23 protein-coding genes are annotated in these 24,673 nt (G+C 56.0%); 14 read left to right on the top strand and 9 right to left on the bottom strand.

The window, feature by feature from the left end:
• Window positions 1-40: 40 nt before the first annotated feature.
• Entirely contained in the window at window positions 41-274 is a 234-nt protein-coding gene (locus tag B498_RS23280; protein WP_162230876.1) for a hypothetical protein, read from the bottom strand.
• Between B498_RS23280 and mreB the strand changes: the two genes are divergently transcribed.
• The 7 genes from mreB (at window position 243) to tldD (ending at window position 10,284) form a co-directional block, all read left to right on the top strand.
• Window positions 243-1,286, top strand: coding sequence for a rod shape-determining protein MreB (gene mreB / locus B498_RS03645; RefSeq protein WP_000913396.1), 1,044 nt, complete (start codon window positions 243-245; stop codon window positions 1,284-1,286). The two genes, B498_RS23280 and mreB, sit on opposite strands and share 32 nt — an antisense overlap.
• Before the next feature lie 62 nt (window positions 1,287-1,348).
• The gene (gene mreC, locus B498_RS03650; RefSeq protein ID WP_008502850.1) at window positions 1,349-2,365 is read left to right on the top strand and encodes a rod shape-determining protein MreC; all 1,017 of its coding nucleotides are present in this window, start codon (window positions 1,349-1,351) and stop codon (window positions 2,363-2,365) included.
• A complete protein-coding gene (mreD, locus tag B498_RS03655) occupies window positions 2,365-2,853 on the top strand; it encodes a rod shape-determining protein MreD (RefSeq protein ID WP_008502849.1) in 489 nt (162 codons plus the stop codon). The genes mreC and mreD overlap by 1 nt, the downstream gene beginning before the upstream one ends.
• A 9-nt stretch (window positions 2,854-2,862) precedes the next feature.
• Complete coding sequence (locus tag B498_RS03660; RefSeq protein ID WP_008502848.1) at window positions 2,863-3,456, top strand: Maf family protein; 594 nt, start codon at window positions 2,863-2,865, stop codon at window positions 3,454-3,456.
• Window positions 3,446-4,915: a ribonuclease G gene (gene rng, locus B498_RS03665; RefSeq protein ID WP_008502847.1), complete on the top strand. Its 1,470-nt coding sequence runs from the start codon at window positions 3,446-3,448 to the stop codon at window positions 4,913-4,915. Before B498_RS03660 ends, rng begins: the two co-directional genes overlap by 11 nt.
• 41 nt (window positions 4,916-4,956) lie before the next feature.
• Complete coding sequence (gene yhdP, locus B498_RS03670; protein WP_008502846.1) at window positions 4,957-8,754, top strand: AsmA2 domain-containing protein YhdP; 3,798 nt, start codon at window positions 4,957-4,959, stop codon at window positions 8,752-8,754.
• 84 nt (window positions 8,755-8,838) lie between these two features.
• Window positions 8,839-10,284, top strand: a complete 1,446-nt coding sequence (gene tldD, locus B498_RS03675; RefSeq protein WP_008502845.1) for a metalloprotease TldD — start codon at window positions 8,839-8,841, stop codon at window positions 10,282-10,284.
• Window positions 10,285-10,331: 47 nt separating this feature from the next.
• Here tldD and B498_RS03680 read toward each other — a convergent pair whose 3' ends face one another.
• Together B498_RS03680 and aaeR are read right to left on the bottom strand one after the other, a co-directional pair.
• Window positions 10,332-10,946 carry a YagU family protein gene (locus B498_RS03680; RefSeq protein ID WP_008502844.1) on the bottom strand — a complete coding sequence of 205 codons (615 nt, stop codon included), beginning with the start codon at window positions 10,944-10,946 and terminating at the stop codon, window positions 10,332-10,334.
• Between the two features lie 219 nt (window positions 10,947-11,165).
• Window positions 11,166-12,092, bottom strand: a complete 927-nt coding sequence (gene aaeR / locus B498_RS03685; RefSeq protein ID WP_008502843.1) for an HTH-type transcriptional activator AaeR — start codon at window positions 12,090-12,092, stop codon at window positions 11,166-11,168.
• Between the two features lie 179 nt (window positions 12,093-12,271).
• Between aaeR and aaeX the strand changes: the two genes are divergently transcribed.
• The 5 genes from aaeX (at window position 12,272) to B498_RS03710 (ending at window position 17,251) form a co-directional block, all read left to right on the top strand.
• Complete coding sequence (gene aaeX, locus B498_RS03690) at window positions 12,272-12,475, top strand: p-hydroxybenzoic acid efflux pump operon protein AaeX (RefSeq protein ID WP_003860416.1); 204 nt, start codon at window positions 12,272-12,274, stop codon at window positions 12,473-12,475.
• 7 nt (window positions 12,476-12,482) lie between these two features.
• On the top strand, window positions 12,483-13,415 hold the full coding sequence (gene aaeA, locus B498_RS03695; protein WP_008502842.1) for a p-hydroxybenzoic acid efflux pump subunit AaeA: 933 nt from the start codon (window positions 12,483-12,485) through the stop codon (window positions 13,413-13,415).
• A gap of 5 nt (window positions 13,416-13,420) precedes the next feature.
• Window positions 13,421-15,388, top strand: a complete 1,968-nt coding sequence (gene aaeB, locus B498_RS03700; protein WP_008502841.1) for a p-hydroxybenzoic acid efflux pump subunit AaeB — start codon at window positions 13,421-13,423, stop codon at window positions 15,386-15,388.
• Window positions 15,389-15,478: 90 nt separating this feature from the next.
• Entirely contained in the window at window positions 15,479-16,933 is a 1,455-nt protein-coding gene (locus B498_RS03705; RefSeq protein ID WP_008502840.1) for an NAD-dependent succinate-semialdehyde dehydrogenase, read from the top strand.
• A 45-nt stretch (window positions 16,934-16,978) separates the two neighbouring features.
• The gene (locus B498_RS03710; RefSeq protein ID WP_008502839.1) at window positions 16,979-17,251 is read left to right on the top strand and encodes a barstar family protein; all 273 of its coding nucleotides are present in this window, start codon (window positions 16,979-16,981) and stop codon (window positions 17,249-17,251) included.
• 61 nt (window positions 17,252-17,312) lie between these two features.
• Here B498_RS03710 and yhcN (B498_RS03715) read toward each other — a convergent pair whose 3' ends face one another.
• The 3 genes from yhcN (B498_RS03715) to argR form a co-directional block, all read right to left on the bottom strand.
• Window positions 17,313-17,579, bottom strand: coding sequence for a peroxide/acid stress response protein YhcN (gene yhcN, locus B498_RS03715; RefSeq protein WP_008502838.1), 267 nt, complete (start codon window positions 17,577-17,579; stop codon window positions 17,313-17,315).
• 110 nt (window positions 17,580-17,689) lie between these two features.
• The gene (yhcN, locus tag B498_RS03720; RefSeq protein ID WP_008502837.1) at window positions 17,690-17,953 is read right to left on the bottom strand and encodes a peroxide/acid stress response protein YhcN; all 264 of its coding nucleotides are present in this window, start codon (window positions 17,951-17,953) and stop codon (window positions 17,690-17,692) included.
• 374 nt (window positions 17,954-18,327) lie between these two features.
• Window positions 18,328-18,798, bottom strand: coding sequence for a transcriptional regulator ArgR (gene argR, locus B498_RS03725; protein ID WP_008502836.1), 471 nt, complete (start codon window positions 18,796-18,798; stop codon window positions 18,328-18,330).
• A gap of 397 nt (window positions 18,799-19,195) precedes the next feature.
• On the opposite strand from argR, the gene mdh reads away from it, so the two are divergent.
• Window positions 19,196-20,134 (top strand): malate dehydrogenase, encoded by a 939-nt coding sequence (gene mdh, locus B498_RS03730; RefSeq protein ID WP_008502835.1) that lies wholly within the window; start codon window positions 19,196-19,198, stop codon window positions 20,132-20,134.
• Window positions 20,135-20,190: 56 nt separating this feature from the next.
• Here the strand turns inward: mdh and degS are convergent, their stop codons facing one another.
• The 3 genes from degS to zapG all read right to left on the bottom strand — a co-directional run bounded on the left by degS (window position 20,191) and on the right by zapG (window position 23,287).
• Window positions 20,191-21,258, bottom strand: coding sequence for an outer membrane-stress sensor serine endopeptidase DegS (gene degS / locus B498_RS03735; protein WP_008502834.1), 1,068 nt, complete (start codon window positions 21,256-21,258; stop codon window positions 20,191-20,193).
• 91 nt (window positions 21,259-21,349) lie between these two features.
• Window positions 21,350-22,717, bottom strand: coding sequence for a serine endoprotease DegQ (gene degQ / locus B498_RS03740; protein WP_008502833.1), 1,368 nt, complete (start codon window positions 22,715-22,717; stop codon window positions 21,350-21,352).
• 171 nt (window positions 22,718-22,888) lie between these two features.
• The gene (zapG, locus tag B498_RS03745; RefSeq protein WP_008502832.1) at window positions 22,889-23,287 is read right to left on the bottom strand and encodes a Z-ring associated protein ZapG; all 399 of its coding nucleotides are present in this window, start codon (window positions 23,285-23,287) and stop codon (window positions 22,889-22,891) included.
• A 189-nt stretch (window positions 23,288-23,476) separates the two neighbouring features.
• Between zapG and zapE the strand changes: the two genes are divergently transcribed.
• The gene (zapE, locus tag B498_RS03750; protein WP_008502831.1) at window positions 23,477-24,601 is read left to right on the top strand and encodes a cell division protein ZapE; all 1,125 of its coding nucleotides are present in this window, start codon (window positions 23,477-23,479) and stop codon (window positions 24,599-24,601) included.
• Window positions 24,602-24,673: the final 72 nt, after the last annotated feature.

Here is a 24,673-nt window from a genome sequence, read left to right as displayed (position 1 = left end):
TAGCTTTGAGTATGTCGAGCAAAAAGCCAGTGAACGACCTTTAACGGGTTACAAAGGTCAGTAAGGAGTGCTGCTGTTTACTCAGCCCTGAGGGAGTCAGGGGATGATTTTGTAACATCAGGAAACGTACTGCACAAATTTTCACCGTTGCAGATGATTTTTGCGCCTTGTCGCTGCTGCGTGTGGTTGGTAAAGTAAGCGGATTTTGTTTTCCGCCCCAGCTTTCAGGATTATCCCTTAGTATGTTGAAAAAATTTCGTGGCATGTTTTCCAATGACCTGTCCATTGACCTGGGTACTGCGAATACCCTTATTTATGTAAAAGGACAAGGCATCGTATTGAATGAGCCTTCCGTTGTGGCCATTCGTCAGGATCGTGCAGGCTCGCCGAAAAGCGTAGCCGCAGTGGGTCATGACGCGAAGCAGATGCTGGGTCGTACCCCTGGCAACATCGCCGCTATTCGCCCAATGAAAGACGGCGTTATCGCTGACTTCTTCGTGACTGAAAAAATGCTTCAGCACTTCATCAAGCAGGTTCACAGCAACAGCTTCATGCGTCCAAGCCCGCGTGTTCTGGTGTGTGTGCCGGTTGGCGCAACCCAGGTAGAGCGTCGCGCAATCCGTGAATCTGCTCAGGGTGCAGGTGCGCGTGAAGTGTTCCTGATTGAAGAGCCAATGGCGGCGGCAATCGGTGCAGGTCTGCCTGTGTCTGAAGCGACCGGTTCCATGGTGGTGGATATCGGTGGTGGTACCACTGAAGTGGCCGTTATCTCTCTGAACGGCGTGGTGTACTCCTCTTCCGTACGTATCGGTGGTGACCGCTTCGACGAAGCCATCATTAATTATGTGCGCCGTAACTACGGCTCTCTGATCGGTGAAGCCACCGCAGAGCGCATCAAACACGAAATCGGCTCTGCATATCCGGGCGATGAAGTGCGCGAGATCGAAGTACGTGGCCGCAACCTGGCTGAAGGTGTTCCACGCGGTTTCACCCTGAACTCCAACGAAATTCTGGAAGCACTGCAGGAGCCACTGACGGGTATCGTGAGTGCGGTAATGGTCGCGCTGGAACAGTGCCCACCAGAGCTGGCGTCCGATATCTCCGAGCGCGGTATGGTTCTGACCGGTGGTGGTGCGCTGCTGCGTAACCTCGACCGCCTGTTAATGGAAGAGACAGGTATTCCTGTCGTAGTTGCAGAAGATCCACTGACTTGCGTCGCCCGTGGTGGTGGCAAGGCGCTGGAAATGATCGACATGCACGGCGGCGATTTGTTCAGCGAAGAGTAGTCGAGTTTGAGAGGGTAGCAATTTGCTACCCTTTCTCTCTGACGCGAGAATACGCATAGCCTATGAAGCCAATTTTTAGCCGTGGCCCATCGCTACAGTTTCGCCTCATTCTGGCGGTTCTGGTTGCGCTTGGGGTCATTATTGCCGATAGCCGCCTCGGTACGTTCAGCCAGATCCGAACGTACATGGATACCGCCGTCAGTCCTTTCTACTTTATATCAAATGGTCCCCGTGAACTGCTCGACTCCGTTTCTCAAACGCTGTCTTCACGAGACCAGCTCGAACTTGAAAACCGGGCATTACGCCAGGAACTGCTGCTGAAAAACAGCGAACTTCTGATGCTGGGGCAATACAAGCAGGAAAACGCGCGTCTGCGTGAGCTGCTCGGCTCGCCGCTGCGTCAGGATGAGCAGAAGATGGTTACCCAGGTGATCTCCACCGTGAACGACCCTTACAGCGATCAGGTTGTGATCGACAAAGGGAGCGTCAACGGGGTGTATGAAGGCCAGCCCGTCATCAGTGATAAAGGCGTAGTAGGCCAGGTTGTTGCCGTCGCCAAACTGACCAGCCGCGTGCTGCTGATTTGCGACGCCACGCATGCGCTGCCGATCCAGGTGCTGCGCAACGACATCCGCGTGATTGCGGCCGGGAACGGCTGTACGGACGATCTGCAGCTGGAACACCTGCCGGCCAACACGGATATCCGCGTGGGCGACGTGCTGGTGACCTCCGGTCTGGGTGGCCGCTTCCCTGAAGGCTATCCGGTTGCGGTGGTCTCTTCGGTGAAGCTGGATACGCAGCGTGCCTATACCGTGATTCAGGCGCGTCCAACCGCCGGTTTACAGCGTCTGCGCTACCTGCTGCTGCTGTGGGGCGCCGATCGTAACGGTACTAACCCGATGACGCCTGAAGAGGTCCATCGCGTGGCTAACGAACGTCTTATGCAGATGATGCCGCAGGTTCTGCCGCCAGCGGACTCTATGGGGCCGCCTGCGCCAGTCCCGGCACCGGCAACGGGGTTAACGCAGCCGCTGCCGGATGCGCCGCCACCGCCTAAACTCTCTTCGGGAGGGCAGTAGTGGCAAGCTATCGTAGCCAGGGACGCTGGGTCATCTGGCTCTCGTTCCTCATTGCACTGTTGCTGCAGATTATGCCCTGGCCGGATAACATTCTCGTTTTCCGGCCAAACTGGGTCTTGCTCATTTTGCTCTACTGGATCCTTGCCCTGCCGCATCGCGTAAATGTCGGCACGGGTTTTGTGATGGGTGCCATACTGGATCTCATTAGTGGCTCTACGCTGGGCGTACGCGCCTTGTCCATGAGCATTATTGCGTACCTCGTCGCACTGAAATTCCAGCTCTTCCGTAACCTCGCGCTCTGGCAACAGGCCCTGGTCGTGATGCTGTTGTCGCTTGCTGCGGATATCGTTGTTTTCTGGGCAGAGTTTTTAGTGATCAACGTCTCTTTCCGACCGGAAGTGTTCTGGAGTAGTGTAGTAAACGGTGTGCTCTGGCCGTGGCTATTCCTGCTGATGCGTAAGGTTCGCCAGCAGTTTGCTGTGCAATAAAAGGTTTCTATGACGTCTTTGTATCTCGCTTCCGGCTCCCCGCGCCGTCAGGAACTCCTGACGCAGCTTGGGGTCTCTTTTGAACGCATCGTGACCGGCATTGAAGAAATACGTGCTGAGGGCGAAAGTGCTCAACAGTACGTGTCACGTCTGGCGCGCGAGAAAGCGCAGGCGGGCGTGGCCTGCGTGCCGCGCGATCTGCCCGTGCTGGGAGCTGATACCATCGTTATCCTTAACGGTGAAGTGCTGGAGAAACCGCATGACGCCGAACACGCGGCGCGCATGCTGCGCAAAATGTCCGGGCAAACGCATCAGGTGATGACGGCCGTCGCGCTGGCGGACCGCCAGCACGTGCTGGATTGCCTGGTGGTGACGGATGTCACGTTCAGAGTACTTACCGACGACGAGATCGCCGCTTATATTGCCAGCGGTGAACCGATGGATAAAGCAGGTGCATACGGTATTCAGGGGCTGGGTGGCTGTTTTGTCAGGAAGATTCATGGCAGCTATCACGCCGTAGTCGGCTTACCGCTGGTGGAAACGTATGAGTTGCTGAGCAATTTTAACTCACTGCGTGAGGGAAGGGATAATTATGACGGCTGAATTGTTGGTAAACGTAACGCCATCGGAAACCCGTGTGGCCTATATTGACGGTGGCATTCTTCAGGAAATTCATATTGAGCGTGAAGCGCGGCGCGGAATAGTAGGCAATATCTACAAAGGTCGTGTCAGTCGTGTACTGCCGGGTATGCAGGCGGCTTTTGTAGATATTGGACTGGATAAGGCGGCATTTTTACATGCCTCCGACATCATGCCGCACACCGAGTGCGTCGCGGGCGAAGAGCAAAAACAGTTTGCCGTGCGTGACATTTCTGAGCTGGTGCGTCAGGGCCAGGACTTAATGGTGCAGGTGGTGAAAGATCCTCTTGGTACCAAAGGCGCCCGTCTGACCACCGATATCACCTTACCTTCCCGCTATCTGGTGTTTATGCCCGGCGCGTCGCACGTGGGCGTTTCGCAGCGTATTGAGAGCGAAAGCGAGCGCGAGCGCCTGAAGAAAGTCGTCAGCGCCTACTGCGATGAACAGGGAGGATTTATCATCCGCACCGCCGCGGAAGGGATCAGCGAGGAAGACCTGGCGTCAGATGCGGCTTACCTGAAGCGCGTCTGGACAAAAGTGATGGAGCGTAAAAAACGCAACCAGACCCGCTATCAGCTCTATGGTGAGCTGGCGCTGGCGCAGCGCGTGCTGCGTGACTTTGCCGACGCGCAGCTCGACCGCATTCGCGTGGATTCCCGCCTGACGTATGAAGCGCTGCTGGAGTTTACCGCTGAATATATCCCGGAAATGCCGGGCCTGCTGGAGCACTACACCGGGCGTCAGCCGATCTTCGATCTCTATGATGTCGAAAACGAGATCCAGCGTGCCCTGGAGCGTAAGGTTGAACTGAAGTCCGGCGGCTATCTGATCATCGACCAGACCGAAGCGATGACCACCGTCGATATCAACACCGGCGCGTTCGTCGGCCATCGCAATCTGGACGACACCATCTTCAACACCAACATCGAAGCCACGCAGGCGATTGCGCGCCAGCTTCGTCTGCGCAATCTGGGCGGCATTATCATCATCGACTTCATCGATATGAGTAATGAAGACCATCGCCGCCGCGTGCTGCACTCGCTTGAGCAGGCCCTGAGTAAAGATCGCGTGAAAACCAGCATCAACGGCTTCTCACAGCTGGGGCTGGTGGAAATGACGCGTAAGCGTACCCGCGAGAGCGTGGAGCATGTGCTGTGTAATGAATGCCCGACCTGCCATGGACGCGGAACGGTAAAGACGGTTGAGACCGTCTGCTACGAGATCATGCGTGAAATCGTCCGTGTTCATCATGCCTACGACTCCGATCGTTTTCTGGTCTATGCTTCCCCTGCGGTGGCTGAAGCGCTGAAAGGCGAAGAGTCACACGCGCTGGCGGAAGTGGAAATCTTTGTCGGCAAACAGGTAAAAGTACAAATTGAACCGCTCTATAACCAGGAGCAGTTTGACGTCGTGATGATGTAAGCGCAGTACGCTGCGTGACCAAAGCTGACAAGGAGAGATGCGTGAGGCGATTGCCGGGGATTTTATTGCTTACAGGGGCAACGCTGGTCGTGATTGTCGCGTTGCTCGTGAGCGGGCTACGCCTCGTTTTACCGCATCTGGACAGCTGGCGTCCGCAGCTGCTGGCAAAAATCGAATCCACCACCGGCGTGCCGGTGAACGTCAGCCAGGTAAGCGCCAGCTGGCAGAATTTTGGCCCGACGCTCGATGTGCGGGATATCAACGCCAGCCTGAAAGATGGCGGCCACCTCAAAATCAAACGCGTGACCCTGGCGCTGGACGTCTGGCAAAGCCTGCTGCATCTGCGCTGGCAGTTTCGCGATCTCACCTTTTATCAGCTCCAGTTTCTGACCAATACGCCCATCTCGGGCGGCGACAGCAGCCAGGGGCTTGAGGCCAATCGTTTTAGCGATCTTTTCCTGCGTCAGTTCGATCATTTCGATCTGCGCGACAGCGAAGTGAGCTTTATTACCCTTTCCGGCCAGCGCGCGGAACTGGCGATCCCCCAGCTGACCTGGCTCAACGGCAGGAACCGGCACCGCGCTGAGGGGCAGGTGAGTCTCTCCAGCCTGAACGGTCAGCACGGCGTGATGCAGGTGCGCATGGATCTGCGTGACGATGACGGCCTGCTAAATAACGGCAAAGTCTGGCTGCAGGCCGACGATGTGGACGTCAAACCGTGGCTGGGCGACTGGCTCCAGCAGAATATGCAGCTGGAAACGGCCCGATTCAGCCTTGAAGGCTGGCTGACCCTGACGAAAGGCGAATTTGCCAGCGGCGATATCTGGCTCAAGCAGGGGGGCGCGAGCTGGAAAGGCGAAAAACAACAGCATCAGCTTTCCGTCGATAACCTCACCGCCCACGTGACGCAGGAGAAAGAGGGCTGGCAGTTTGCCATTCCCGATACGCGGATCGCGATGGACGGCAAGCCGTGGCCGCGCGGTGCGCTGACGCTGGCCTGGATGCCGGAGCAGGACGTTGGCGGCACGGCCAGTAAACGCAGCGACGAGCTGCGCATCCGCGCCAGCAACCTGGATTTGGCCGCCATTGAAGGGCTGCGCTCAATGGCGGCAAAGCTCTCTCCAGACCTGGGCGAGATCTGGCTGGCTACGCAGCCGAGCGGAAAGATCGATTCTCTGGCGCTGGATATCCCGCTTCAGGCGACGGAAAAAACCCGTTTCCAGGCAACATGGAAAGATCTTGCCTGGAAGCAGTGGAAGCTGCTGCCGGGTGCAGAGCACTTTAGCGGCAAGCTGGAAGGCAGCGTGGAGAACGGCAGGCTGACGGTTGATATGCACGACGCCAGAATGCCGTACGAGACGGTCTTCCGCGCACCGCTGGAAATCGAACAGGGCAACGCAGTGCTTAACTGGCTCCGTAACGATAAGGGCTTCCAGCTCGATGGTCGCCATATCGACGTCAAAGCCAAAGCGGTACACGCGCGGGGTGACTTCCGCTATCTGCAACCGCAGGGGGACGAGCCGTGGCTGGGTATTCTGGCCGGAATCAGTACCGATGATGGCTCGCAGGCCTGGCGCTATTTCCCGGAAAACCTGATGGGTAAAGCGCTGGTCGACTATCTGAGCGGCGCAATTCAGGGCGGTCAGGCGGAAAACGCCACGCTGGTCTACGGCGGTAACCCCCATCTGTTCCCGTACAAACATAATGAAGGTCAGTTCCAGGTGCTGGTGCCGCTGCATGACGCCACCTTCGCGTTCCAGCCGGGCTGGCCCGCGCTGAAAAACCTGGATATCGAACTTAACTTCCTCAATGACGGCCTGTGGATGAAGTCCGACAGCGTGGCGCTGGGCGGCGTGACGGCCAGCAGCCTGACGGCCAACATTCCGGACTACTCAAAAGAGAAGCTGCTGATTGATGCCGACATCAACGGTCCCGGCAAGGCGGTGGGACCGTACTTTGAGGAGACGCCGCTGAAAGAGTCGCTGGCGGCGACGCTTCAGCAGCTGCAGCTTGATGGCGATGTGAATGCTCGCTTACATCTTGATATCCCGCTGGACGGTGAGATGACCACCGCGAAAGGCGACGTCCGTCTGAAGAACAACAGTCTGTACATTAAACCCCTTGAGAGCACCCTGAAAAATCTCAGCGGGCAGTTCAGCTTTGAGAACGGTAACCTGAAGAGCGAGCCGCTGACCGCCAGCTGGTTTAATCAGCCCGTGAATATCGACTTCACGACCACAGAGGGTGAAAAGGGGTATCAGGTGGCCATCAATCTGGACGGTAACTGGCAGCCAGCGCGAATGGATGTCCTGCCGAAGCCGATTGAGGCGTCGGTGGAGGGGGCGGTCGCCTGGCAGGGTAAAGTGGCAATCGACCTGCCTTATCACGCGGGTGCCCAGTACAAGGTCGACATCACGGGGGATCTGAAGAATCTTCGAAGCCAGCTGCCTGCGCCGCTGGATAAACAGGCCGGACAGCCGCTGCCGGTGAAGCTGAACGTCGAGGGCAACCTGAACAGCTTCGCGCTGACCGGAAACGCGGGCGGGACGAACCACTTCAACAGCCGCTGGCTGCTTAACCGCAAGCTCACTCTCGACAGGGCCATCTGGACGACGGATAGCCGCTCCACGCCGCCGCTGCCAGAGCAGACGGGCGTTGAGCTGAATCTGCCGCCGATGGACGGTGCAGAGTGGCTGGCGTTGTTCCAGAAAGGCGTTGGGCAAAACGTTGATGAAACCGCCCAGTTCCCGCAAACCATTACCGTACGCACGCCGTCGCTGATGCTGGGTGGGCAGCAGTGGAACAACCTGAGTATTGTCTCGCAGCCCGCTGCTAACGGTACGAAAGTGGAGGCCCAGGGCCGGGAGATCAACGGCACGCTGACCATGCGCAATCACGCGCCGTGGCAGGCGGCGATCCGCTATCTCTACTACAACCCGGCCGCCGCGAGTAAAGATAAACCGGCGGATACCTCGCCGCTGAGTCAAACCTCCCGCGTCGACTTTAGCGGCTGGCCCGATCTCCAGCTGCGCTGCGCGGAGTGCTGGCTGTGGGGACAGAAATATGGTCGTATCGACGGTGATTTTTCCATTCAGGGAAATACGCTTACGCTCACCGGTGGATTGATCGACACCGGCTTTGGCCGCATGACGGCAGGCGGGGAATGGGTGAATAATCCGGGCGAGCAGCGAACGTCCCTCAAGGGCGACATTAAAGGCAACAAACTGGATGCGGCAGCCAATTTCTTTGGCATCAGCACGCCGCTGCGGGGCTCGTCATTTGACGTCGATTACGATCTTCACTGGCGCGACGCCCCGTGGAAGCCGGATGAGGCCTCGCTGAACGGCATTCTGAAAACCCGCTTCGGCAAAGGTGAAGTCGCCGACGTGAGCACGGGGCGCGCCGGGCAGATCCTGCGCCTGCTGAGTTTTGATGCGCTGCTGCGCAAGCTGCGCTTCGATTTCAGCGATACCTTCAGCGAAGGGTTCTACTACGATTCCATCCGCAGTACGGCGTGGATCAAGGACGGCGTTCTGCATACGGACGATACGCTGGTGGATGGCCTGGAAGCGGATATCGCCATGAAAGGCTCGGTCAACCTCGTGCGTCGCGAACTGGATATGGAAGCCGTGGTGGCGCCGGAAATTTCCGCGAGCGTGGGCGTTGCGGCGGCCTTCGTGGTGAACCCGATTGTCGGTGCGGCGGTGTTTGCCGCCAGCAAAGTGCTGGGGCCGCTGTGGAGCAAGGTCTCCATTCTGCGCTACCGCATTACCGGTCCGGTCGATAAACCGCAGATTAACGAGGTGCTGCGCCAGCCGCGCAAAGATGCACAGCAATGATTTGACGTGGGCAGGTAATTGCCTCACTCTCAATAAATACGATCTTTATACCGCCACGGGCGGCAACGAACGAGTAGCAATACGATGAGTCTGAACCTGGTAAGTGAACATTTGCTCGCAGCGAACGGCCTGAACCATCAGGACCTGTTCTCCATTCTTGGTCAACTGACCGAACGCCGTCTCGACTACGGCGACCTTTATTTCCAGTCGAGCTATCACGAATCCTGGGTTTTAGAAGACAGCATCATTAAAGATGGCTCTTATAACATCGACCAGGGCGTTGGCGTCCGCGCCGTCAGCGGGGAGAAAACCGGTTTTGCGTATGCCGATCAGATTAGCCTCGCCGCACTTGAGCAGAGCGCGCAGGCCGCGCGCACCATTGTGCGTGATACCGGCGATGGTCGCGTGAAAACCCTGGGAGAAGTGCAGCACTCTGCGCTCTATACCAGCATCGATCCGCTGCAGAGCATGAGCCGTGAAGAGAAGCTGGATATCCTGCGCCGCGTGGACAAAGTGGCGCGCGCGGCAGATAAACGCGTGCAGGAAGTTTCAGCCAGCCTGAGCGGTGTGTATGAACTGATTCTGGTGGCGGCAACGGACGGTACCCTGGCGGCAGATGTCCGTCCGCTTGTGCGTCTCTCTATCAGCGTGCAGGTCGATGAGGACGGCAAACGCGAGCGCGGTTCAAGCGGCGGCGGCGGTCGTTTTGGCTATGACTGGTTCCTGGGCGACGTTGACGGTGAAGCGCGCGCTGACGCGTGGGCAAAAGAAGCCGTGCGCATGGCGCTGGTGAATCTGAATGCCGTCGCGGCGCCGGCGGGTTCATTCCCGGTGGTGCTGGGTGCCGGCTGGCCGGGCGTGCTGCTGCATGAGGCGGTGGGCCATGGTCTGGAAGGCGACTTTAACCGTCGCGGAACGTCGGTATTCAGCGGTCAGATTGGTCAACTTGTCTCCTCTGAACTGTGCACCGTGGTGGATGATGGCACCATGCGCGATCGTCGCGGCTCGGTCGCTATCGACGATGAAGGTACGCCCGGCCAGTACAACGTGCTGATCGAAAACGGCGTGCTGAAAGGCTACATGCAGGACAAACTCAACGCGCGCCTGATGGGCGTTGCGCCAACGGGTAACGGCCGTCGTGAGTCCTACGCGCACCTGCCGATGCCGCGCATGACCAATACCTACATGCTGCCGGGCAAATCCACGCCGCAGGAGATTATCGAATCCGTTGATTACGGTATCTTTGCGCCTAACTTTGGCGGCGGCCAGGTGGATATCACCTCCGGTAAGTTTGTCTTCTCTACCTCAGAAGCGTATCTGATCGAAAAGGGCAAAGTGACCAAAGCGGTGAAAGATGCAACGCTGATCGGCTCCGGTATTGAAGCCATGCAGCAGATCTCCATGGTCGGTAACGATCTCAAGCTGGATAACGGCGTGGGCGTCTGCGGTAAAGAGGGCCAGAGCCTGCCGGTGGGCGTGGGCCAGCCAACGCTGAAAGTAGACAACCTGACGGTGGGCGGCACAGCCTGACCTGAGCAAACATAAAAAAAGGCGCTACAGACGTAGCGCCTTTTTTTTTAACGTAAGTTACCCAGCGGTATCTCCGGATCCGGCTCGTGTGTGATGCGGTTACGCAAGTCACGACGAATAATTTCGATCGACCAGAACCAGACCAGATGGCCCACGATCTCTGACACGTGTTCATACCACGGCAGCTCAAACAGCGGTGGCGTCAACCCCATCAGCGGGAAGGAGATCATATGCACAAAGAGCTGAGCTAACGCACCTGCCAGCAAACCCTGCCAGAGTTTAATTTTCGGGAAGACTTCAGCAACGACACAATAGCCAACAGCGAAGACGATGGAGAAAATAATATGCGTTACGCCGACCCAGTTAAATATATGCCCGGCAAATGTATAAACTGCTGCGTTAGGATCGACAACGCCAAGCCAGTCACGTAAAAATACATAGGGAGGGTTTAAAAAATTGCGGGAGCAGTCAATCTGCCCTGCGGCTCTTATTAATTGCTCAGGTCCGCATGCGCCGGTGAATAAGTCGGCGGGGCTGCGTGGCGGAAGCGGCACTTCGGCTCCCCATTTGACAAAAGCGGAGACGATCCCTGCAATTAAACCGATGAACGCGGCGAGTCCATAGCGCCTGCGTGAAGGCGGTGTTTGTTCAAATAGATTCATTTCTTTTCCTTGTTTAACGTCATCCTGCGAAATACATTTTATTATTCATATCAGCAACAAATTAATAACAGCCTGACGAGCAGACTGCATATAAAGTAATGGGCTGATGGCGGTAGTGTCAATTAGCTATTCCTGATAGTGGCGAAGGAATATTCCTGAATGAATACGGGATTCATCCTGGGAATATTCATTGGTCCTATGCGTTCTGGAATAAATGGATTATTCCTTTCGTCTTCCCCGCATCCCCTGAAACAGCTCCGCCACGTCCACAAAATACTCGGTCAGATAGTTAATGCACACCTGGACTTTCAGCGGGAGCTTGTCTTTTTCGGTATACAGGGCGTACACCGGACGCGGATCGGATTGGTAGCGCGGGAAGAGGATCTCCAGCACGCCGCTGTTAATTTCGTTGATCACCCACATCAGCGGCACGTAGGCGATCCCGGCGCCAGCCACCAGCCAGCGCGAAATGGTCATGGGGTCGTTAGTGACAAACCGCCCCTCCGGCAGCAGTTTGGTGGAGATCCCTTCCGGGGCAATCAGCTCAAATTCATTGTCGGGCCGCACGCTGTACTCCAGCCACGAGTGGTTGGTGAGATCGGCGGGTTTCTCCGGCACACCGTACTGGGCCAGATAGCTCTTCGAAGCGCAGACGACCATCGGCATGCTGCCCAGCCGACGCGAGAACAGGCTGGAATCCTGCAGCGCGCCGACGCGGATCACCACGTCCAGGCCGTCGGCAATCAGATCCGGCGCCGGGATACCCGTCACCAGATTGACGGTAAGCCCGGGGTACTCTTTCAGCATATCCGCCGTCATGGCAGCGAGAACATTTTGTGCCATAGTTGAAGAACACCCGATGCGCAGCGTGCCGATGGGGGTGTTGTTGAAGGCGTAGAGCTGTTCGTGAACATCCCGCACTTCCAGAAGCATGCGACGACAGCCCTGATAGTAAATTTTACCCGCTTCCGTCAGGCCAATGCTGCGGGTACTGCGGTTGAGCAGCTTGACCTGAAGCTCATCTTCCAGTTTGGACACCGTCTGGCTGATAGAGGAGACGCTCATCTGAAGCTGGCGTGCAGCGGCGGTAAAGGAGCCCAGTTCAACCACTTTGGCGAAGACTGACATGCGTTTTAAACGTTCCATTGTTCACTCTGGCTTAAAAGTGATTTAGATCACATATTATAGATAACAGCATAACAGTTACGTTAATATATTATTAATTACATAACGGCTGCGCCATTCTCGCCCGGCGTTTCTTGCTCTCCTGCGGTGGCGTGCGCTAAAAAATTCTGAAGCCTGCACTCTCTCTTATCAAGGTCAACATGAGTCTGTTTCCCGTTATCGTGGTGTTCGGTCTGTCGTTCCCACCGATATTTTTCGAGCTTCTTTTATCACTGGCGATCTTCTGGCTGGTGCGCAAGGTGCTGGTCCCTACCGGGATCTACGATTTCGTCTGGCACCCTGCATTGTTCAATACCGCGCTGTATTGCTGCCTGTTTTACCTGATATCGCGCATGTTTGTCTGAGGTTGATGTGAAAACGCTAACAAGAAAAATCTCCCGCACTGCCATCACCATGGCGCTGGTTATCCTCGCCTTCATTGCCATTTTCCGCGCCTGGGTCTATTACACCGAATCACCGTGGACGCGTGATGCACGCTTCAGCGCCGATGTGGTGGCCATCGCCCCTGACGTGGCCGGTCTTATCACGGCGGTTAACGTTCACGATAACCAGCTGGTGAAAAAAGATCAGGTTCTGTTCACCATCGACCAGCCTCGTTACCAGAAAGCGCTGGAAGAGGCGGAAGCGGACGTGGCCTATTACCAGGCGCTGGCTGCGGAGAAACGCCGTGAGGCAGGCCGCCGTAATCAGCTTGGCGTTCAGGCAATGTCCCGTGAAGAGATTGACCAGTCCAACAACGTGCTGCAAACCGTGCTGCACCAGCTGGCGAAAGCAGAAGCAACGCGCGATCTGGCGAAGCTCGATCTGGAGCGTACCGTGATCCGCGCGCCGTCTGATGGCTGGGTGACCAACCTTAACGTCTATACCGGGGAATTCATTACCCGTGGCTCAACCGCCGTGGCGCTGGTGAAACAGAACTCTTTCTATGTACTCGCCTATATGGAAGAGACCAAGCTGGAGGGCGTACGTCCCGGCTATCGGGCAGAAATCACGCCGCTGGGCAGCAACCGCGTCTTTAAAGGTACCGTCGACAGCGTCGCCGCAGGGGTGACCAACTCCAGCAGTTCGCGTGATGCAAAAGGGATGGCAACGGTGGATTCCAACCTCGAGTGGGTGCGTCTGGCCCAGCGCGTGCCGGTCCGTATCCACCTGGATGAACAGCAGGGCAATCTGTGGCCTGCGGGTACCACGGCGACGGTGGTGATTACCGGTGAAAAAGATCGGGATGCCAGCCAGGACTCATTCTTCCGTAAAATCGCCCATCGTCTGCGCGAGTTTGGTTAATCGCTATGGGCATCTTTTCCATCGCCAGCCAGCACATTCGCTTCGCCGTGAAGCTGGCGTGTGCCATTGTGCTGGCGCTGTTTGTTGGCTTCCACTTCCAGCTTGAAACCCCGCGCTGGGCAGTGCTGACGGCCGCGATTGTCGCGGCGGGTCCCGCCTTTGCCGCGGGTGGGGAACCCTATTCAGGCGCGATCCGCTATCGCGGAATGCTGCGTATCATCGGGACGTTCATCGGCTGTATCGCGGCGCTCACCATTATTATCCTGATGATCCGCACGCCGCTGCTGATGCTGATGGTGTGCTGTATCTGGGCGGGCTTCTGCACCTGGATCTCGTCTCTGGTGAAAGTGGAGAACTCCTATGCCTGGGGTCTGGCGGGCTATACCGCGCTGATTATTATCATCACCATCCAGTCCGAGCCGCTGCTGGCTCCGCAGTTTGCGGTGGAGCGATGCAGTGAGATTGTCATTGGTATCGTGAGTGCAATTGTCGCGGACCTGCTGTTCTCCCCGCGCTCCATCAAGCAGGAAGTCGACCGTGAGCTTGATGCGCTGATTGTCGCCCAGTACCAGCTGATGCAGCTCTGCATTAAACACGGCGACAGCGAAGAGGTGGATAAAGCCTGGAGCGGGCTGGTTCGCCGCACGCAGGCGCTGGAAGGGATGCGCAGCAATCTCAATATGGAGTCGTCACGCTGGGCTCGCGCTAACCGTCGTCTGAAAGCCCTTAATACGGTCTCGTTAACGCTGATTACCCAGGCATGTGAAACCTACCTGATTCAGAACACGCGCCCGGAAGTGGTCACCGATACGTTCCGCGAACTGTTCGCTGAGCCAGTGGAAACGGTGCAGGACGTGCACAAGCAGCTTAAGCGTATGCGCAGGGTTATTGCCTGGACAGGGGAACGTGACACGCCGGTAACGATCTACACCTGGGTCGGCGCCGCGACGCGCTACCTGCTGCTGAAACGCGGCGTGATCGGGAATACCAAAATCAGCGCGGCGGAAGAAGAGGTACTGCAGGGCGAAGTGGTGATCAAGCCGGAATCCGCCGAGCGCCATCACGCGATGGTCAACTTCTGGCGTACGACGCTTGCCTGTATGCTCGGCACGCTGTTCTGGCTGTGGACGGGCTGGACGTCCGGCAGCGGCGCGATGGTGATGATTGCCGTCGTGACCGCACTGGCGATGCGTCTGCCTAACCCGCGTATGGTCGCCATCGATTTCCTGTACGGCACCCTTGCCGCCCTGCCGATCGGCGCGCTCTATTTTCTGGTCATCATCCCGTCGACGCAGCAGAGCATGCTGCTGCTCTGTATTAGCCTGGCAGTGATGGCGTTCTTTATCGGCATTGAGGTGCAAAAGCGCCGCCTCGGATCGCTGGGGGCGCTGGCGAGTACGATTAATATCATCGTGCTGGATAACCCGATGACCTTCCATTTCAGCCAGTTCCTCGACAGCGCGTTAGGTCAGCTGGTGGGCTGTTTCCTGGCGATGATGGTGATTCTGCTGGTCCGCGATAATTCGCAGGCAAGAACGGGCCGCGTGCTGTTGAACCAGTTTGTGTCGGCCGCCGTGTCGTCGATGACAACCAACACCGCGCGTCGAAAAGAGAACCACCTCCCCGCGCTCTACCAGCAGCTGTTTTTACTGCTGAACAAGTTCCCGGGCGACATTGCCAAGTTCCGCCTGGCGCTAACCATGATCATTGCACACCAGCGTCTGCGCAATGCGCCGGTGCCGATCAACGACGATCTGTCGGCCTGGCACCGCCAGCTGCGTCGTACCGCGGACCACGTGCTTTCCGCCAGCAGTGATGACAAACGACGTCGCTACTTTACGCAGCTGCTTGCAGAGCTTGATATCTACCAGGAGAAGCTTAAAACCTGGGAAGCGCCGCCTCAGGTGACCGAGCCGGTAGGACGGCTGGTGTTGATGCTGCATCGCTACCAGAATGCCCTCACGGATAGCTGACTGAAGTAAAAAAACCGACGCCAAAAGCGTCGGTTTTTTTGTGGCTATACTTATTCCAGCACGTTCTTACATTTCAGGAAGGGAGGACACATGACGACCCAGGCGCTTCAGGATCACATCCTTTTTCAGACTGGTTATCTGGTCAACGGGATCTGGAAAACGCTGGACACGACCTTCGATGTGCTTAACCCCGCTACCGGGGAAGTCATCGCGAAAGTCGCGAAAGCGGGTAAAGCACAAACCGAAGAGGCTATCGCAGCGGCCACCAAAGCCTTCCCGGCCTGGCGTGCCAAAACCGCGAAAGAGCGCTCGGCGATTCTTTATCGCTGGTACGAACTGATTATTGAGAATAAAAGCTGGCTCGGGCAGTTAATGACCACCGAGCAGGGCAAGCCGCTGAAAGAAGCGGAAGGTGAGGTGGAGTACGCTGCCAGCTTTATCCAGTGGTTTGCCGAAGAGGCCAAGCGCGCCAACGGGGAAATTATTCCGCCGATCAAACCCGGCTCGCGCATTCTGGCGACCCGCGAACCCATAGGCGTGGTGGCGGCGATAACGCCGTGGAACTTCCCAATGGCCATGCTCACCCGCAAATTAGGCCCAGCGCTGGCTGCGGGGTGCACCGGAGTGATCAAACCGGCCAATAACACGCCGCTCAGTGCCTTTGCGCTGCTCACCCTGGCAAAACAGGCCGGCGTACCCGACGGCGTGCTCAACGCCGTGGCCGGGAATACCCATGAAATCAGCGATGCGATTATGGCAAGCCGAGACGTGCGTAAAATCTCCTTTACCGGCTCGACCTCCGTCGGCAAAACGCTGGTGCGTAATGCTGCCGAAACCATGAAAAAAGTCTCGATGGAGCTGGGGGGAAATGCCCCGTATATCGTTTTTGAGGATGCAGACATCGACGCGGCGGTGAAGGGGGCGATTGCCAACAAGTTCCGCAATGCCGGGCAGGTCTGCGTCAGCGTGAACCGTTTTTATATTCAGGAAACCGTCTACGACAAGTTTGTGAATAAACTTGCCGATGCCGTGAAGGCGCTCAAGGTGGGGAATGGCCTTGACGAGGGCGTCGTTGTCGGACCGCTGATTGAATCTGCTGCGGTCGACAAGGTGCGTGAGCATGTCGACGATGCCGTCTCACGGGGGGCAACCGTACTGGCAGGGGGTAAGCCCCATCCGCTTGGCGGGAATTTCTGGATGCCAACCGTGCTGGGCGACTGCCATGAAGGCATGAAGCTGGCAGAAGAAGAGACGTTTGGCCCGGTTGCGGCGTGTTTCCGTTTCACCTCGGAAGATGAAGTTATCCAGCGCGCCAACAATACGCCCTACGGGCTGGCGGCTTACTTCTACACCCAGAATCTCTCACGTGTTTTCCGCGTTTCGCAGGCGATCGAGAGTGGGATGATCGGCATTAACGAGTGTGCCGTCTCCACGGAACTGGGGCCCTTTGGTGGCGTGAAGGAGTCAGGCCTGGGTCGTGAGGGCTCCGTGCTGGGTCTGGAAGAGTATCTGGAAGTGAAAACCCTTCACATTGGGGGATTATAATAGACAGGGCGGCATCTGCCGCTCGCCTGGACTGGGTGGCTGGCAATGAAAACCTATACCTTTGATTTTGACGAGATCGACAGTCAGGAAGACTTCTACCGTGAATTTATCCGGGTGTTTGATCTTGAACGGGAAAGCGTGACGAATCTGGATACGCTGTGGGACGTGGTGACCGGTAGCCTGCTGCCGCTACCGCTGGAAATTGAGTTCATCCATTTGCCCGATAAGCTGCGCAGACGCTTTGGCGCACTGATATTACTGTTCGATGAAGCGGAAGAAGAGCTGGAAGGGCAGCTGCGTTTTAACGCGCGGCACTGAATGAAAAAAGCCCCTGACCATCAGGCCAGGGGCAAGTCGTATGATGAGATACGACGAGGGTTTATTTATACAGTTCTGCAGTTGCATGCCAGTGGTCACCCTGATTCAGTTCGGTGACGCGATAGCTGCTGGCACCTGCTTTTTCAGCTTTGGCAGCCAGTTCGTGACGGATATCCATCGGAGAGCCGGTAACAGACGTCACGGAGATGCTGCCCATAGGCTGCAGATTTTGTGCCTGGTCGGCATTCACCTGCTGTACGGCTGCGCTTGCGCCGAAAGAGAGAACAGATGCCAGACCGAGGGTTGCGATGATCAATTTGGTTTTCATAGTCTTTACTCCTGAATAGGGTTTTTGCTCAACGGCGAGAAGGGTTGAACCGCTATTTTTATGCCTGGTGCCGTTGAGTGGAGATTTACGTGTTCAGTTATTACTAAAACTTATTTGTACAGCTCAGCGGTGGCGTGCCAGTGTGCACCAGAGCGCGCTTCGATGATGCGATAGGATGACGCACCCTTTTCTTCCGCTTTTTTGTTCAGCATCTCATGCATGTCCATTGGCGATGTGCCGACCGCGCCGACAGAAACCGTACCGATGGCCTGGCGGGATTGCGCCTGGTCAGCATTGATAGCGTCAGCCGCGAAGGCACCGAATGACAGGACAGACAGGACGCTCAGCGCCGCTACAGTTGATTTGATTTTCATGATTTTTACCTCGTCGAATTTTTTAGTGGGGTCTTGTTTCGTGACCCTCATCACAAAATCAAGTATACACTAATAACGGAAAAAATTAATACCAGACTAATGGTTTCTATTGTTATTACGTGTTAAACAGTCTTTTTTTATAACCAAATTGCATAATATTGGGTATTTTTTGCACATTTTAGTTGGTTATGTCTAATGAAATCATATGGATATCAGCTTTTGATTTTTTGTGCGATTTTTTGATTTATCATTCACCAGGTGAATGTTAATGGGTGGTAAAAAGCACTATTTGTCAAAGGCAGAGGCAGTGAAAAAGAGGGGGAAACGGTGTGGAGGCAGAACGATCCCCGCAGCGGCGCTACGGGGAAAGGGGATTAGAGTTCCTGTTCGAACAGAACCAGAATCGCTTCGTGGAGATCTTTAACGGAGAAACCGCTGGCTGGCGTGGTAAAGATGGTGTCATCACCGGCGATAGTCCCGAGGATACCTTCCGTTTTACCCAATGAGTCCAGCATGCGGGCAATCAGCTGTGCGGCACCTGGGCTTGTGTGGATCACCACAACGGCATCGTTGTAGTCGATATCCAGAACCAGATTCTTGAGCGGGCTGGAGGTGGTCGGCACGCCAAGTTCAGCCGGCAGGCAATAGACCATCTCCATCTTGGCGTTACGGGTACGTACCGCGCCAAATTTCGTTAACATGCGGGAGACCTTCGACTGATTGATGTTGTCGAAGCCCTGTTCCTGCAGCGCCTGAACAATTTCTCCCTGAGAACTGAATTTCTCTTCTTTAAGTAGCGCTTTAAACGCCTTGACTAATTCTTCTTGCTTAGACGAGCTTCGCATAAGTCACCCGGAATATGACGATAGAAACAACATTATTATGCATGTGGATGAATTTTTATGCAAATTATCTACTCAGCGCCAGGCTGAAATAATGTTATGAAAGGGAGTGATTTTATCAGAATTCGTTATCAGAAAACATGCCTGGGTCACGCCGCGCAAATAAGCTTAAAAGTAAATTAAATGTTATCAAAATGATGTTGTTTTGGTGGCGGGCCAGGGTGTATTGTAACCACCTCTTAATTCGTTGCCGTCTGTCGTCAGATAGCCTTCTGAAGAGAGATAAAGTCGCGCGACCTCAAATTCTTTAGCTACGAAAATTGTAATTAAACACTTGCTGAATTATGGTCGCCGCAACGGATTTACAGATACTTAAGTTAACCATAATAAGGAGTTTAGGATGAAAGTCGCAGTCCTCGGCGCTGCTGGTGGTATCGGCCAGGCGCTTGCCCTACTACTGAAAACCCAACTGCCTTCAGGCTCAGAACTCTCCCTGTACGATATTGCTCCGGTAACCCCAGGTGTGGCGGTTGACCTGAGCCACATCCCTACCGCTGTAAAAATCAAAGGCTTCTCCGGTGAAGATGCGCGTCCTGCTCTGCAGGGTGCCGACGTGGTGCTGATTTCTGCAGGCGTGGCGCGTAAGCCAGGCATGGATCGTTCAGACCTGTTCAACGTCAACGCGGGCATCGTGAAAAACCTGGTGCAGCAGATTGCTGAAGTGTGCCCGAAAGCGTGCATCGGTATCATCACTAACCCGGTGAACACCACCGTTGCTATCGCGGCAGAAGTGCTGAAGAAAGCAGGTGTTTACGACAAAAACAAACTGTTCGGCGTAACCACGCTGGATATTATTCGCTCCAACACCTTTGTTGCTGAGCTGAAGGGCAAACAGCCAACAGAAGTTGAAGTGCCGGTCATCGGCGGTCACTCTGGCGTTACCATCCTGCCTCTGCTGTCGCAGATCCCAGGCGTGAGCTTCACCGAGCAGGAAGTGGCTGACCTGACTAAACGCATCCAGAACGCGGGCACCGAAGTGGTGGAAGCGAAGGCGGGTGGTGGTTCTGCAACCCTGTCTATGGGCCAGGCGGCTGCACGTTTCGGTCTGTCGCTGGTTCGCGCCCTGCAGGGCGAGAAAGGCGTTGTTGAATGCGCTTACGTTGAAGGCGATGGCGAACACGCTCGCTTCTTCTCTCAGCCGCTGCTGCTGGGCAAAAATGGTATCGAAGAGCGTAAATCCATTGGTACGCTGAGCGCGTTTGAACAACACGCGATGGAAGGCATGCTGGATACGCTGAAGAAAGATATCACCCTGGGTGAAGAGTTCGTTAACAAGTAATACGAACCGTCTCCCGGCAAAAAAACGGAGCTTATCGCTCCGTTTTTTTATGCCTGTCAGTTCGTTGCCGGGTATTCCTGAATGGTGACCTGCAGCGTCAGTTTCTTATCGTTGCGCATGACTTCAACAGGGATGATAGAGCCCGGGCGAATTTCTGCCACCTGGTCCATCGTCTCCAGCGCAGAAACCGCCGGCGTGCCGTTAACCGACACAATGACGTCATTGACCTGAATCCCCGCGTTGGCCGCCGGCCCCCCTGGCGCCACCTCGTTCACCACGATGCCCTGGATCTGATCGATCCCGCCCCCCTGGGTATGCATCGGCGCAATTTCACGGCCACCGATACCGATATAGCCGCGGATCACGCGTCCGTCGCGGATCAGCTTATCCATAATTTTGGTCGCCAGCTGGAACGGAATGGCAAAGCCGATCCCTTCCGGCGTCTCGCCGTCGTTACTCTTATCGAACGAGAGGGTGTTGATGCCCATCAGTTCGCCCAGCGAGTTGACCAGCGCACCGCCGGAGTTACCGTGGTTGATGGAGGCATCGGTTTGCAGGAAGTTCTGCCGCCCGGATGGGTTGAGGCCAATACGCCCGGTCGCGCTGATAATCCCCTGGGTGATGGTCTGGCCCAGGTTGTAAGGGTTACCAATCGCCAGGACGACGTCACCAATATGCGGGGTACGTTTACGGTTGATCGGGATGACCGGCAAACCGCCCGTGGCGTTAATCTTCAGGACGGCGAGGTCAGTCAGGCTGTCAGAGCCAACGAGTAATGCCTCAAACACGCGGCCATCCTGTAGGGCGACGATGATCTGGTCGGCATCGTTTATCACATGCTTGTTGGTAATAATGTAGCCGCGCTCGTCCATGATTACCCCGGAGCCGAGAGTGCGGATCTCCAGCTGGTTATGGGCTGAGGTATTCAGGCCACGGTTATAGACGTTAACTACGGCAGGTGCGGCACGGCGAACGGCCTGGTTATAGGTGGCCGGCGTTTCATCCGTGCTATCGAACTGAGGGGCCGACAGTTTATTGAACTGACGTAAAGACGGCAGCGCCAGCAGCAGCAGGCCAGCGACAATCAAACCGATGACAATAGAACGTAAGAGCTTTAAAAGCATGATGCGCGTGTCGTTAAAAAAGGAACGATTTGCAGCATAACATGAGTTATCCGGACATCACACGCAGCGGTGATGTCCGGGTCGCAAATGCTTAGCGCAACAGAATATAGATAGACTCATTGCCGCGCATGACCTGCAGGGCAATAACCGCCGGTTTACTCTCCATCACCTTGCGCAGTTCGGCAATGGACTGCACGCGATTGCGGTTTACCCCAATGATCACATCTTCCGGATGCAATCCGGCCTGTGCGGCAGGGCTGCTCTTCTCAACGGTGTCGATGCGAATGCCTTTCGTACCGTCTTTCAGCTGTCCATCGCTCAGCGTCGCACCCTGCAGCGCCGGGGCGATCAGCTCCGCACTGGCAGAGGAGGAGGTGCTCTTATCCAGCGTCACTTCAACGTCCAGCGGCTTACCGTCACGGATCAGACCCAGCTTCACTTTGGCGCCGGGTTCGGTGGTCGCTATCCGCGAGCGCAGCTCGGCAAAGCTGCTCAGCGGCTTGTCGTTGAGGCTGACGATCACATCGCCCGATTTGATACCTGCTTTTGCCGAGCCGGAGTTAGGCAGCACTTCACTGACAAACGCCCCGCGCTGTACGTTGATGTTGAACGCTTTGGCGATATCGGCGCTCATCTCCATACCTTTAATACCCAGCAGCCCGCGTTTGATTTCGCCGAACTGAATGAGCTGCTGCGCCAGGGTTTTGGCCATATTGCTGGGAATCGCAAAACCGATCCCGATGCTGCCGCCACCCGGGGCCAGAATGGCTGTGTTGATCCCAATCAGCTCACCGTTAAGGTTAAGTAACGCCCCGCCGGAGTTCCCGCGGTTGATTGAGGCATCGGTCTGGATAAAGTTTTCCAGCCCTTCCAGATTGAGGCCGCTGCGTCCCAGCGCGGAGACGATCCCGGAAGTGGCGGTTTGCCCTAAGCCAAAGGGGTTACCCACGGCGACGGCAAAATCACCGACGCGCAGTTTGTCGGAGTCCGCGATGGCAATCTGGGTCAGGTTACTCGGGTTTTGTACCTGCAATAGCGCGATGTCGCTCTGGTCATCGCCGCCAATCAGTTTGGCATCAAATTCGCGGCCATCGTTTAGCTGGACGCTGATTTTATCGGCCTGGCTGATGACGTGATTGTTAGTCAGAATGTAGCCTTTTGCCGCATCAATAATGACGCCGGAACCCAGGCCTTCAAAAGGCTGGGCCTGCTGGTCGGGAGACTCATCGCCAAAATATTTTTTCAGTTCTTCAGGGACGCGTTGGCTTTGTACCGCCGTGCCCTCAACCTGAACGCTGACCACCGCAGGCAACACTTTTTCCAGCATGGGGGCAAGGCTTGGAATGGCCGCCTGGCCAGGCACCTGGGAGGGAAGGGCGGCAAATACAGGGACGGACGCCGAGAGAGATAACCCGACACTTAACGCGATAGCGCTCAACAGCTGGTTTTTTTTCTTCATCGATGTTGACTCTCGTAACCTGGAATAAAGGAAAAACGGCCCCAAAAACACGTTGATGTTATTGAATTTTAAACCGCTGAACAATGAGGTGTTTAACTAAATGATAGCTGGGGTCAGGAAGAAAGGACGGGCGCAATCGCTGCGCCCGTAAAATAAATTCAGGTTGTGCGATTAATCGCGTTTTACACCGCCGCGCAGCAGGCCGGACGCGCCGTCTGAATAGTCGCGAGGCATCTGAACAGGCGCCTGGTCGTTACCGGCTTCAGAGTCTGCCAGACGGTTGCGGAACGGATTGGTTTCCGCCGTCATTTCCGGCAGCAGGCTGCTGGAGCTTTTTGCCATATGCTGATACAGCTGACGATAGTCGGTCGCCATGTTGTCCAGCAGCTCGGCGCTACGGGCAAAATGGCTGACCAGCTCTTCACGATACTCTTCCAGCTCGGCTTTGTTCTTTTCCAGTTCGTACTGCAGTGACTGCTGCTGACGCAATTTGCGATTACCGAAACGCATGGCCACAGCACCGATGACGATGCCGACGACTAAACCGATTAGCGCATATTCCCAGGTCATGAACTTCTCCCGTTGTCTTGTTGTTCCGTAGGGTGTTGGCTCGGCTCCTGCCTGTGCCTGATAATGCCACTATAACCGCTATTTCCGTAGAAGTGGAATCCTGACGTATCATCGCGTAGTGTAGAACGGCCTTTTTTTCATCAGTCACGTCTGCTGGTGAGCGTTAATTGAAGGAATAACAATAAGATTATGCAAAACCTGTCCCCTGCATCGCGATATCAACTGGCCCTAAACGAGGGCACTCATCAGCCGGATGACGTACAGCGTGAGGCGGTAAGTCGTCTGGAGATGATTTATCAGGAACTCACGGCCAAACCCGCTGAAACCGAACAGAATGGCGGGCTAAAGGCGGCATTTGGACGGTTGCTCGGAAAAAAAACGCCACAGGCCCACGCGCCGGTGCGCGGTCTTTATATGTGGGGAGGGGTCGGTCGCGGAAAAACCTGGCTGATGGACATGTTCTACCAGAGCCTGCCGGGGGCGCGTAAACAGCGTCTGCACTTCCACCGCTTTATGCTGCGTGTGCATGAAGAGCTGACTGCGCTGCAGGGTAAAAGCGATCCGCTGGAGATTGTGGCCGACAGGTTCAAGGCGGAAACGGACGTGCTCTGTTTCGATGAATTTTTTGTGTCTGACATCACCGATGCCATGCTGTTAGGCGGCCTGATGAAAGCGCTTTTTGCCCGCGGGATCACGCTGGTGGCCACGTCGAATATTCCGCCGGATGAGCTTTACCGCAACGGCCTGCAGCGGGCACGCTTCCTGCCTGCCATCGACGCCATTAAGCAGCATTGTGACATTATGAACGTTGATGCCGGTGTCGATTATCGCCTGCGCACCTTAACCCAGGCGCACCTGTGGCTCTCGCCGTTAAATGCAGAGACCACCCGCGAGATGGATAAACTCTGGCTGGCGCTGGCGGGGGCAAAACGCGAGCACGCCCCGGAACTCGAGATTAACCATCGCCCGCTGCCAACGCTCGGCGTTGAAAACCAAACGCTGGCGGTCTCCTTTACGACGCTGTGCGTTGATGCCCGCAGCCAGCACGACTACATTGCGCTTTCACGTCTGTTCCACACCGTGATGGTGCTGGATGTGCCGGTGATGACGCGGCTGATGGAGAGCGAGGCGCGGCGCTTCATCGCGATGGTGGACGAGTTTTACGAGCGCCACGTTAAGCTGGTGATTAGCGCCGAGGTTCCTTTATATGAGATCTACCAGGGGGAGCGGCTAAAGTTTGAGTTCCAGCGCTGCCTGTCTCGCCTGCAGGAGATGCAGAGCGAGGAATACCTGAAGCTGGAGCATATGCCATAAACGCCACCCTCTCCCTGTGAAGGGGGACTTGTAGGCCGGGTAAGGCGCAGCCGCCACCCGGCATTTTCCACC

Origin of the sequence: Enterobacter sp. SST3 (assembly GCF_000286655.1) — a bacterium.
Lineage (GTDB): Bacteria > Pseudomonadota > Gammaproteobacteria > Enterobacterales > Enterobacteriaceae > Enterobacter > Enterobacter roggenkampii.
Note: the sequence above shows the minus strand (reverse complement) of the source record. Positions and strands in the feature narration are given on the sequence as shown.